The organism is uncultured Barnesiella sp. (assembly GCF_946496565.1).
GTDB lineage: Bacteria > Bacteroidota > Bacteroidia > Bacteroidales > Barnesiellaceae > Barnesiella > Barnesiella merdigallinarum.
Window position 1 is genome coordinate 1 of sequence record NZ_CAMMHD010000029.1, and the last position, 11,293, is coordinate 11,293.

Annotated in this window: 11 protein-coding genes, 2 tRNA genes and 1 pseudogene; 4 read left to right on the forward strand and 10 right to left on the reverse strand. The window is 52.9% G+C overall.

Annotation, left to right across the window (positions count from 1 at the left end):
- Positions 1–140: 140 nt before the first annotated feature.
- From Q1K76_RS11660 to recF, 3 genes are read right to left on the reverse strand one after another with little or no spacing between them, the layout of a single operon-like run.
- Positions 141–584, reverse strand: coding sequence for a thioesterase family protein (locus Q1K76_RS11660; RefSeq protein ID WP_087407804.1), 444 nt, complete (start codon positions 582–584; stop codon positions 141–143).
- A gap of 10 nt (positions 585–594) precedes the next feature.
- The gene (locus Q1K76_RS11665) at positions 595–885 is read right to left on the reverse strand and encodes a DUF721 domain-containing protein (RefSeq protein WP_087407803.1); all 291 of its coding nucleotides are present in this window, start codon (positions 883–885) and stop codon (positions 595–597) included.
- Positions 882–1,988 (reverse strand): DNA replication/repair protein RecF, encoded by a 1,107-nt coding sequence (recF, locus tag Q1K76_RS11670; RefSeq protein WP_087408040.1) that lies wholly within the window; start codon positions 1,986–1,988, stop codon positions 882–884. Before recF ends, Q1K76_RS11665 begins: the two co-directional genes overlap by 4 nt.
- Positions 1,989–2,242: 254 nt before the next feature.
- Here recF and Q1K76_RS11675 point away from each other — a divergent pair, with 254 nt between their 5' ends.
- The 4 genes from Q1K76_RS11675 (at position 2,243) to Q1K76_RS11690 (ending at position 3,680) form a co-directional block, all read left to right on the forward strand.
- A complete protein-coding gene (locus Q1K76_RS11675; RefSeq protein ID WP_087407802.1) occupies positions 2,243–2,914 on the forward strand; it encodes a tetratricopeptide repeat protein in 672 nt (223 codons plus the stop codon).
- 82 nt (positions 2,915–2,996) lie between these two features.
- On the forward strand, positions 2,997–3,488 hold the full coding sequence (gene ribH, locus Q1K76_RS11680; RefSeq protein ID WP_087407801.1) for a 6,7-dimethyl-8-ribityllumazine synthase: 492 nt from the start codon (positions 2,997–2,999) through the stop codon (positions 3,486–3,488).
- Positions 3,489–3,515: 27 nt separating this feature from the next.
- Positions 3,516–3,598, forward strand: a tRNA-Tyr gene (locus tag Q1K76_RS11685).
- A 9-nt stretch (positions 3,599–3,607) separates the two neighbouring features.
- A tRNA-Gly gene (locus tag Q1K76_RS11690) sits at positions 3,608–3,680 on the forward strand.
- Between the two features lie 327 nt (positions 3,681–4,007).
- On the opposite strand, the gene Q1K76_RS11695 is transcribed toward Q1K76_RS11690, so the two are convergent.
- The 7 genes and pseudogenes from Q1K76_RS11695 to Q1K76_RS11725 all read right to left on the reverse strand — a co-directional run.
- Entirely contained in the window at positions 4,008–4,688 is a 681-nt protein-coding gene (locus tag Q1K76_RS11695) for a hypothetical protein (protein WP_300133566.1), read from the reverse strand.
- Positions 4,689–4,730: 42 nt separating this feature from the next.
- Positions 4,731–5,012: a hypothetical protein gene (locus Q1K76_RS11700; protein ID WP_087407799.1), complete on the reverse strand. Its 282-nt coding sequence runs from the start codon at positions 5,010–5,012 to the stop codon at positions 4,731–4,733.
- On the reverse strand, positions 5,009–5,281 hold the full coding sequence (locus Q1K76_RS11705) for a hypothetical protein (RefSeq protein WP_087407798.1): 273 nt from the start codon (positions 5,279–5,281) through the stop codon (positions 5,009–5,011). Before Q1K76_RS11705 ends, Q1K76_RS11700 begins: the two co-directional genes overlap by 4 nt.
- Before the next feature lie 39 nt (positions 5,282–5,320).
- Positions 5,321–5,821 carry a hypothetical protein gene (locus Q1K76_RS11710; protein WP_087407797.1) on the reverse strand — a complete coding sequence of 167 codons (501 nt, stop codon included), beginning with the start codon at positions 5,819–5,821 and terminating at the stop codon, positions 5,321–5,323.
- A gap of 62 nt (positions 5,822–5,883) precedes the next feature.
- A complete protein-coding gene (locus tag Q1K76_RS11715; RefSeq protein ID WP_300133570.1) occupies positions 5,884–9,120 on the reverse strand; it encodes a glycoside hydrolase family 2 TIM barrel-domain containing protein in 3,237 nt (1,078 codons plus the stop codon).
- A 48-nt stretch (positions 9,121–9,168) separates the two neighbouring features.
- The gene (locus tag Q1K76_RS11720; protein WP_300133573.1) at positions 9,169–10,029 is read right to left on the reverse strand and encodes an AraC family transcriptional regulator; all 861 of its coding nucleotides are present in this window, start codon (positions 10,027–10,029) and stop codon (positions 9,169–9,171) included.
- A 228-nt stretch (positions 10,030–10,257) separates the two neighbouring features.
- A pseudogene (locus Q1K76_RS11725) lies at positions 10,258–11,130 on the reverse strand (IS982 family transposase); the annotation flags it as partial.
- Between the last annotated feature and the right edge of the window lie 163 nt (positions 11,131–11,293).

Sequence of the window (11,293 nt, forward strand, 5' to 3'; positions counted from 1 at the left end):
CGCATCCTATTTTCTGCAAAAATAGTGAAAGGCAGGGAGCAGAGACCGATGAAAATGAAATTTTCGAACTTGACTATGCCGAGCCGCATCCTATTTTCTGCAAAAATAGTGAAAGGCGACGGATTTGCGGGGTGTAGCGGCTATTTTTTTCGCAGCTCTTTCCCCTCGAATCGGCAGATGGCCTCTTTCCATTCGTCGCTGATGGCAGCTGCTGTACCGGCTTTGACATCGAATCCCACCATGACGGTGCGGCATACCCCTTTTACCTGTCCGGTTTCGGTGTTGACAATCTGTTGTAACAATTTGAAACTGCGGTTACCTATTTCGGTGGTGCAGGTTTGCACGGCAATAGGTTCGCTGGGGTAGGTGGGCGATACGAAATCGGCGTTGACGTTGGCGATGACGACGTCGGCCTTCTTCCAGTCGATGTTCTGGGCCTTGACCGCTTCGAAGTAGCGCGATTTACCCAGATCGTAGAATGCGAAGTAGACCGAGTTGTTGACATGTCCCAGCAGGTCTACGTCGTTGAAGCGCAGTTGCAGGGGCAGCGTGTGGTGGAATATCGGGGTTTCGGTAGGTTCCATAAATCGTATTTTATCTGAAAACAATATTGTCGATGACCGGGTGGCCAAACTCTTCGGTATAGCGGCGCAGCAGTTCGTTGCGCAGCATCATCAGCTCGTTGCGCAGCACAGCCGAGGACAGGTGTACGTAGAGGGTGCGGTTGCGCACCTGCAGCGATTGGGTGTAGGCGTTTACCGTTTCGCCGGCAATCTTGGGCCACAGGCGTATGAGCTGGGTCTCGTCGAGCTTTTGCCCCATGTCGTTTACGTCAATAAACTGGGCGATAATCTCTTTGATGGATAGCGGTTCCTGCTTCTTCATAACATGTTTCCCTCCAAAAGGTTGAACTCTCCGTCGGTGACGGAGAAGATGCTGTATGGCGACCCGATCGACTGCACGATTTCATCGAGATACTGGCGGTTGGTGTCGGTGATGAATATCTGCCCGAAGTGGTCGGACGATACGAGCCGGACAATCTGCTTCACCCGCTCGGCATCGAGCTTGTCGAAGATGTCGTCGAGCAGCAGCAGGGGGACAGTCTCGCCCTGCTCACGCAAAAAGTCGTATTGGGCCAGCCGCAAGGCTATCAGGTAGGTCTTGCACTGCCCTTGCGAGCCTATGCGCTTCATGGGATAGTCGCCCAGCATCATCTCCATGTCGTCGCGGTGTATGCCTCGGGTGGTGTAGCCGATGGCCAGGTCGCGCTGGCGGGTAGCCTTCAGTTGGGGCAACAGCGGTCCGTCGGCCAGATGCGAGGTGTAGATGAGGTCGGCCACCTCGTTTTGCGAGGCAATCTCGCCATAGAAGCGGCGAAACACGGGAATGAAGGCTTGCAGAAACCGACGGCGGCTTTCGTAGATTTCGGCGGCGGCACTGTCCATCTGCACCTCCCAGATGTCGTAGAGCATCTCGTCGGTGCACTCCTGCCGCAACAGCGCGTTGCGTTGTTCCAGCGCCTTGTTGTAGCGGATGAGGATGCCCAGGTAGGGCTTGTCGAACTGGCTGATGACCTGGTCGATAAATTTGCGCCGCTCTTCGCTGCCGCTCAAAATCAGTTCGTTGTCCGAGGGGGTCGAGAGCACCAGCGGGGCAAACCCGATGTGGTCCGACAGCCGGTCATACTCCTTCTTGTTGCGCTTGAAACTCTTCTTTTGCCGGCGCTTGATGCCGCAATACAGCTCCTCGTCGTTGCCGTTGCGCTCGTAGTATCCCTGTATGACAAAAAACTCCTCGCCGTGGCGGATGTTTTGCGAGTCGGGGTTGCGGGTGTAGCTTTTGCAAAACGAGAGGTAATAGATGGCATCCAGCAGATTGCTTTTCCCCATGCCGTTGTTTCCCAACAAGCAGTTGATGTTGGGCGAGAATTGCAAATCTGCCTGGGCGATATTTTTGAAATTGACTATCGATAGCCGGGAGAGAATCATGTCGGGTTTGTCGTTTTGTTTCCACAAACATACGCAAATTTTTTCGGTTTCGAACATAAATGCCTTGCCGAAATAGCCCGGCCCTCCTCCCGCCGCGGGGCAAAAAAATAGTTTCTCTCGCGCTATTAGTGCTTCAACTACAAAAAAATGAAGATGAAATTTTATTTATATAAAGAAATAAGTTACTTTTGTCACTCAATTCCCCGCGTAGGGATTGAACATGAGGATAAAAATAATTAAAAGACAAGAAAAATATGGCAGAAAAAGAAAAAGACGAGCTTGAGAAAATGAACGAAGCTCTCTCGATGTCGGAACAGTTTGTTGAAAAGTATCAGAAACCTCTCTTGTGGGGTCTGCTTATCGTGGTGGTAGTTATCGGTGCCATCCTGGGTGTGCGTCACTTCTACCTGTTGCCCCGCGAAGACAAGGCACAAGCTGCTATGTATCAGGCTGTAATGGCTTTTGAAAACGACTCTATCGACTTGGCAATCAACGGTAATGAAAAATTCGACGGCCTCTTGGCTATCGTCGATCAATATGGCTCGACGGCTGCCGGCAATCTGGCAAACGCCTATCTGGGTCTGGCCTACTACGAAAAAGGCGAATATGAGAACGCCCAGAAATACCTCTCGAAATTCAGCGCCGACGAATCGGTTCTGGCTCCTGCCGTGATGGCTGCTATCGGCAACTGCTTGGTCGATATGGAGAAATACGACGAGAGCGTGAAATATTTCGAGAAAGCTGCCAAGGCTTCGGACAACGCCGTATTCAGCCCCGTCTATTTGAAAAAGGCTGCCGCCGTGTATGAGAAGCTGGGTAACAAAGAGGCTGCCGTGAAACTCTATCAGGAGATTAAGGACAAATATCCTACCTCGAACGACGCCCGCGGCATCGAACGCTACATCGAGCGTGCTCAAAGCAAGTAATCAAGTTTATCTAATCACATAACGATAAGGCCGTCTCTCGCAAGAAAGGCGGCCTTATTTCGAAAAAAAGGAAGGAATAGTTATGGCTACTGCCTATCACAATCTATCGGACTACGATGCCAACAGCATGCCCGATGCGTCGGAGATGCGGGTGGCTATTGCCGCTGCCGAGTGGAATGCCGAGATTACCGATGCCCTGCTGAAAGGGGCTGTCGATACCCTCGTACGCAACGGTGTGAAACAAGAAAACATCTTTGTGGCCCGCGTGCCGGGTACCATCGAGCTGACGTTTGCCTCGCAACAGATGGCCGAGTTTTATCAGCCCGATGCCGTTATCGCCATCGGCTGTGTGGTGCGCGGCGATACTCCGCACTTCGACTATGTGTGCCAGAGTGTGACGCAGGGCATTACTCATCTCAATACCCTCTTCGGTATCCCCTTTATTTTCGGGGTTCTCACTACCGATAACATGGAGCAGGCGCGCGACCGTGCCGGAGGCCGATTGGGAAATAAAGGTGACGAAGCTGCCGTTACGGCGATAAAAATGCACGATTTCGTTTGCAAATTAAAATAAAGCGTATTATCTTTGCACACGCTTTCAGGGCAAATTCCAGAGTGGCCAAATGGGGCAGACTGTAAATCTGCTGGCTTTCGCCTTCGGTGGTTCGAATCCATCTTTGCCCACACAAAATTGCGGAAGTAGCTCAGTTGATAGAGCATCAGCCTTCCAAGCTGAGGGTCGCGAGTTTGAGCCTCGTCTTCCGCTCTACAAGAAACACCCGGTAGATAATCTTCTGCCGGGTGTTTTTGTTTTTTTTCTCTCGTTCTGTGGGGGTCGGGGGTAGTAGAAAATCGTGGAGGGGAATAATCTGGACATGTCAGCCTGCACCCTGTCATTCCCGCTTGATGCGGGAGCTGCGAGCGTGTCGTTTGCAGATGCTCCCCTTTGCCGGGATTTCTGGATTCCGCGTCGTGGCACGGAATGACTCCGGGGGCGATTACTCCCAGTCACCCTGCACGCGATATGAGCTCCAAATGGGTACAGGGGGGGAAATGTTTTATTCCCAGGATTCCGTGTCGCGATATATCTCTACTATTTCAGCTGTTCGATAGCTATATCGGGGATGTTCAAGACCGTTCTGAAGAAAGTTTTTACGTCGTCGGCTTTCTTTACCTGACCCAGTTGCCGGTTGATAGTCCACGAGGCATAGGCCTGTATGATTTTCTCCGATTGGGGGATGAACAAAACCAGGCAGTTGATGCCCTTGTTGAAGCTGTAGAGGTATATGCAAGGAGCTTCGGGTTGGTTGCTGTGGAATACATCCTCGCCGGTGAGCAATGAGGTTGCGGCTATGGCCGTGGAGCCCGACTGGGCATTGATGAGTGCGGGAATGCTCCGGTACAACCGCTCGTAGAGTTTGGAATCGAGACCGGGAGCCATCCGGGTGAGGTAGTCTGTGAAGGGTTTCAGGTTGTCGATGGCAAATACTTTGTAGTCCGACTGGTAGTTACCGGAGGCGAACTCCCGTACTCGTTGCGTAATCTCGGTATGGGTCGTAACATATTTGATGTAGTTGGAGTCGTTGGCCAAATCGTGCATCTCGTGAATGAGGTCGAGTCCTTTGCGCAAAAGGAAATCGGGCTGTTCGTCGATATAGATGGCGGTAGGGCCGTCGCCTTGTCCGATGATCGAGGTGGTGGAGCCTTGCTGTTTGCAACTTATGCCGTTCAGGGCAATGAGAATAGCTGTTGCTATGAGCAGTCGGTTTTTCATGGATGTGTGTTTTAGATGTTTGTGATTGGTCCTATCCCCTGCTTATGCAACGAAGTGGAAATAGATGACCAATATGATAAACAGATACACCGCCCAAGCGACGACGGTATAGAGCATCTCCCAGTTGGCATAGGGTTCGTTGTGCTTCCGGCACCAGCGTCGGTGGGTGATTAGCCCCCACAGCGGTATCAGAAACAGGACTATCGACAGGGCTATGAGCCATGTGTGCCCCACGATGAGGCAGAGGGCGGCAAACCCGGTTTCGACGAAGGCTATCAGCTCGATATATTTCAGGCGGATAACCGACTTGCTTTTCTTTTTCATAACGTAGCGATTAAATCATGACCGGTCCAATAAGTAAATACACACCAGTAAAGCAAATAGAGAATCCACCAGGGGACAAACAGGGATTCGTCGTTTCGCTTGCACCAGAAGGGATAATAGACCAGCAGGCCGAGCAGCACGGTGCAGGCTGCCAGCCCTATCCAGGCTATGGCGGTGGCCAGGGTGCTCATGGCCGACAAAATGAAGCATACCGTGATGAGGGTATCTACCTGGTTTTCATATTTGTTTAATTCGAATAGATTGGACATAAGTTTTTGGAGGGTTTGAAAGGTTGTTTCTGTTGTATCTTACGAAAGGCGTTTGCGCCGTTTGATTTCGGCCTTCAGCTTGTTGAGCCACTTGTCGTAGGTCGACTCGGTGAGCAGCATGGTGCGGGAGTCCTGTTTCTGGTTGTGCCCGTCTTTGCGGGTAACAATCAGCGCGTTGCGGTAGAGCGATAGCTTCACCTCGGTCTGTTTCGAGGGGAGGGGCAGCACCAGGAATACCGCCTCGGTCGATTCTCGTTCGGTGGCTTCGCCAAAGGCTTTCAGATTCCATTCCACGTCGTCGCGTTCGAAATATTGCATGCCTCGTATGATGCCGCTCTCCTTGTTGGCTTCGACGATGGTGAACTGTTCGGCCTGGAGCAACGACAGGGTCGAGTAGTAGACCAGGTCGTAGTCTTCGTCGAGACATTCGGAGGTGATGCGGGTCACGTCGTCGGAGGTGAGGTTGAGACTTTTGAACAGGCTGCACGAGGTGAGGAGCAGAAGCGAGAGCGCGAAGAGCAGATGGGTAAATCGGTACATAATGGTTTGTTGTTTTTTTTGATGTTCACGCCCGGACTATGCCCGGGCGTGAGCGGTATTCTTCAGTATTGTTTTATGGCCGGCTCTATCGAGGCGCTTTTGCCGAGCGGAACGAAGGTAAAGCCATAGGTAATCTTGCGGATGGCCGGGTCTATCTGATAGACCTTGTGCGGCTTGGCCCCCCAGGAGTCGTCGCCGCCCAGACCCATCATGCGGCAGTCGACAAAGAGGTCGACGAGCGCTTCGGGTTTGGGGTCGCAGTTGTGGCGTTGACGGGGATTCTCGGGACGTTGGCGACCGTCGTCGCGGGTCTCACCGCTGTCGAGCGACTCGAGCGTATGGTTCGAGGCATTGAATTCGACAAGCGAGTCGGCTACGATGAGCAGTTTACCCCGGTTTCCCGAGAGGGCCAGCCAGCTCACATCGGTGCGGTGGTTGTTCTCCTGCGGTCGTACATAGGGCTCGTAGAGGTCGGCAATATCGGCTCGATAGCGGTCCACGAAGCAGCTGGAGCGGCGGTCGATGTAGTTCTCCCACGGGCCACGGCCGTAGTATTCGAGGCGGGTGAATGAGGCGGGCATCTGCATGCGCAGCCCCACGCGGGGAATCATGGGCGTCCGCGAGTCGGTCAGGCGCAGGGTGTTGTCGACCTTCACCACACCGTTACCCAATAGGGTGTAGGTGATGGTCCACTCGGCCCCGGTTTGCGGATAGGTGTAGAGGCAGGTCACGCGCAGGGTGCTGCCATCGCCCGGCTCGACGGTGAACGAGCGGGCCTCGGGGGCCTGTTGCGAGGCCTCTTTCCAGGCACCCAGCAGGCGGGGCGAGTTGTAGCCGTAGTCGTTGTCGGTGGGGGCTCGCCAGAAGCTGGGGCGGGGACCGAAACCGTCGAGCAGATATTCACAACCCTTGTAGCGGTAGGAGGTCATCAGACCGGTAGTCTTGTCGAAGGTGATATCGAAATCCCGGCCCGAGAAGCAGACCGAGTTGCCCTTTTCGGTCTGGGCAATCGATTCGCCCGAGGGCTGGGCCACGGGTCTTACGGCCGGCTTCACGGCTATCTGTTCGCGGGCTATGGCATAGCCTTTGGGCAGGAAGGGTTCGGCCTCTTTCTGCCGGGCTTCGAATTCGATGCGGTAGTCGACCGCCTCGTCGTTCATGGCAGGCAGCCCTTTCAGGGCGACGGTCGTTTGCTGGCGGGGTGGCAGCGACAGGTCGAACCGGCCGGTCTTCAGACTCTTGCCGTTGCCTTTGACCGTATAGACAAAGTCATATTTGTCGAGCGGGGTGAAGAAAAATTCGTTCTTCACGTCGATGGTGCCGGCCGTTTTGTCGAAGTTGAGAAACTTGATATTCTGGTACACCTTGCCCATCTCGATGGTCTGGGGCTTGATGCGGCGGTCGGGGTAGACGATGCCGTTGATGCAGAAGTTGCCGTCGGAGGGGGTGCCGGTGGGTCCGTAGTCGCCGCCGTAGGCCCAGAACTTTTCGCCTTGGGCATTGGTCATCTCGAGGCCTTGGTCCACCCAGTCCCAGATGCAACCGCCCTGCAGCAGGTCGTGGGCTTCGATGACATCCCAGTAGTCCTGGAAGTTGCCCAGACTGTTACCCATGGCGTGAGCATACTCGCAGAGGATGAGCGGACGGTCGGACGCCGGGTCGAGGGCATAGCGCTCGATGCCCTCGGGCGAGGTGTACATGGGGCAATAGATATCGGTATTCCACTCCAGTTCGGCCCGCTCGTACTGGATGGGGCGCGAGGCATCGCGCTGCTTCAGCCAGCGGTAGGCCTCGTAGAAGCAGTAGCCGTTGCCCGCCTCGTTGCCGAGCGACCAGATGATGACCGAGGGGTGATTCTTGTCGCGCTCGACCATGTCGCGCAGGCGGTCGAGGTGTACCGGCAGGTAGAGCGGATTGTTGCCCAGCGTGCCCCCCTTGCGCCGGTCGTAGCCCATGCCGTGTGTCTCGATATTGGCCTCGTCGATGACGTAGAAGCCGTATTCGTCGCACAGTTCGTAGAAGCGCTTTTGCTGCGGATAGTGGCAGGTGCGCAGGGTATTGACGTTGTATCGTTTCCACAATTCAAAATCCTTGAGCATGGTCTCTTCGGTCACGTAGTGGCCGGTGAGCGGGTCGTGTTCGTGCACGTTCACCCCCTTGAGCAGGACAGGCTTGCCGTTGACGAGCAGTTGCCTGTTTTTGATTTCGACTGTACGGAACCCGACCCGTGCGGGAATGTATTCGCAGTTTTCGCCGTGGCTGTTGCGGGTCGAGATGAGCAGGTCGTAGAGGTGAGGCGTCTCGGCGGTCCAGGCCTTGACGCGGTCGATGGTGGCGTCGAACTTGACGCAGTTCGAGTTGCAGGCGTCGAGGGTAATGGTCTGTTCGCCCTGGGCCACGATTTGCGGCTTGCCGGTCGAGCGGTCGGTCAGCTGGTAGGCGACGGTCATCGGTTGCGCGCTCGTCTGGTCGTTTTGCAGCACGATGCCAAGGTGGAACACTCCGTCGGTGTACGACTCGTCGAGAGACGACTGTACCTCGAAGTCGGCCACCCGGGTTTGCGGTTGGGCATAGAGGTAGACGTCGCGCTCGAAACCGGTGAGGCGCCAGAAGTCCTGCCCCTCGAAGTAGTTGGCATCGGAGAAGCGGTGCATCTGTACGGCCAGCGTGTTCGTACCGGAGCGAACCTGAGCGGTAATATCGAACTCTGCCGGTACCTTGCCCGTTTTCGACAGGCCTATGAACTCGCCGTTGAGGTAGAAGTAGGCGGCCCCTTTCACCGCCTCGGCACAGAGGACGATGCGTTTTCCCTGCCATGAGGCGGGGAGGTCGAAGGTGCGCAGATAGCTCCCCGTCGGGTTCCAGGCCTCGGGCACCATAGGCGGATTGGGAGCTTGCAGATATTGCGGGAAGCCCGGCGAAATGAACTCGTAGCCGATGTTGACATAGATGGGGTCGCCGAATCCCTGCAACTCCCAGTTGCCCGGCACTTCGATGGTGTTCCACCCGGTTGTGTCGTAGCCGGGTTGCATGAAGTCGGTGGGGCGTTCACGGAACTGTTCGGTATAGTGGAATTTCCAAGTGCCGTTCAGCGACAGGTAGTCGCTGCCCCGTTCCCGTTCGCCGGCCAGAGCCGAGGCTGCGCTGTGATATGTCGTAAACGCAGCGTGCGGCGGCAGCTTGTTGATGTCGATCAGCCGGGGGTTGGTAAGTTCGGCAAACCGATTCTGCTGCTCTTGAGCCCGGATCGAGCCTGATAGCAGGAAGATAGCCGATAGAAATAATGCCATGTTCTTCATGTGGATAGTTATCTGTTTTCTTGTGAATGATGATCGATGGTTGTGCCGTTATTTGCGGCGGTATGCCGAGGGCGATTGGCCTGTATTCTGTTTGAAAAACTTGCCGAAAAACGACTGGTTGGCAAAGTTCAGTTCGTCGGAAATCTCCTGAATACTCATCGTCGTGGCCTTCAACAGCCGTTTGGCGGTCATGGTCACAAAGTCGGCAATGATTTCGTGAGCCGTCTTGTGGCTCATCTGCTTGATGACCGACGAAAGGTGTTTGGGCGATATGCACATCTTGTCGGCGTAGAAGTTGACCGTGCGCTCCTCCTTGTGATACTGCTTGAGCAGCGTGAGAAATTTCCACAAAATATCTTCCTGTCGCGATATTTTGGAGCGGTCGCTCTTCTCCCGGGCGGTGAATATTCGGTTCAGCTCCAGCGTAAAGGCCGAGAGAATGAAGCGTATGATGATGGCTTGTGCATTCGCTTCGTAGCGACTTTTCAGCAGGTTCAAGTACTGCGTCATCACCTGAGTCTCGTCGAGCGAAAGCTGGGTGTGGGGATGCTTGGCGATGTAGGAGCTGAGCGAGAATACCGTATCGAGGTCGATAAAGGCGTTCCACTCCTTGGCCGAAGTCCCCTGGATAGAAAAATAATGAGCCTCGAAATCGCTGCTCGTTGCCAGCGGCCGCCACATCGAGTTGGGATAGATAAATGCAAGGCTGCCCGGCGTGAGTGTATAGTCGGCAAAGTTGATTTGCAGCTCTTTGCGCCCCCCGGTACACAAGATAATGGTAAGTTGGTCGGGTGCTATGCAGAGGTTGGCATCGTCGTTGGCGACAAGCTCATCGAACGAGATGGGAATGAGGTCTTGCTTTTGAAGAGAATTGTGATTAGGATCAACAGGGTATTGAGTTGTTTGCATATCAATCGTTCATACAGCAATTGAGACAAAGGTAATGAATGTAGGAAGCTGAGGCAAATAAAAGCTATATTTTCTCATTTTAGTAGGGTGCAAACCACTTCCAAAGCTTTACAAAGGTAAAAATTATCTTCTAGTGACACAACAATCGATGCCCGATATATGGTTGATTATAAAATAACGTGAGTTCGATATAAATGAAAACATCGTGAGTTGTCCGTCTTTGACAAAACGTACGTCAATGGCGGGCTTCTTTTCAAAGAAGCAGTATGCAGCTATGGCAGAGAGCGAGTTGGCAATAAAGTTATTGAAGGAACGGTGTCTGGAGTGTTCAATCTGGGCGATGTTCTTTAACTCGTCATTGACTGTTTCAATCAAAGCACGTTTTCTCAGCAGAATTTTGTCCGCTATGCTCATCAGGGAGTTCTTCATGTTGTTCTTCACTTTGGTTATCAACTGTATGCCGTTAAGAAATAGGTTCTCGAACAAGGTTTGCCCGATATACCCCTTGTCCGCACACAGTTTGCCCTTGATGTTCTTCAGGAACTTTGTCTGTTTCAGCGGTTCACGGTCATCCACATTTCCCGGAGTAAACATGAAATTGAGAATTTCACCCTTATCGTTGATGATCAGGTGAAGCTTAAACCCGAAGAACCATCCCATGGAGCATTTTCCACGTTCGGCGAGACCCTTAAAAGTCTTGTGAATCAATATGCGTTGGTTCCGGCATACACGCAGCGGTGTGGAATCCACAAAGCTGATACCGGTACAAGTACCCAACAGGACTTACTTGATGAAAATGGTCAGCTGCAGCAGGACTTCCTTTTCCAGTTCTACAAAACGGTTATAGGACACACGTCTGGGAAAGAGATGCGTCAGATGTTTGCATACATATTCTTTGTAGTAATGCTTGAAACATCTGAAGCCTCCCGAGTGGAACAGGACTAGGATGACCATGATTTCCGCATCACTCATCCGGTTCGGCTTATTCCGATGCTTATGATTCTTGTCTTCAACCATATATTTTTCCTGTGTTTTGGCAAATTCCTTGCAAAAATCATCCGCCATACAAAAAATCTCCGTAACTTTAGCCTCTGAGAACATAGTGGTAGTCGCTTAAATGTTATAATTGAGCACTATAAATTTAATGCTTTTATCGCTATGTTCCTAATTTTCAAACTGATAATTTCAATCTTTATATCGAACTCACGTTAAATTTGCAGTCTTTTGACCAATTATATGACAATGTTTATGTGTGGTAATGCGG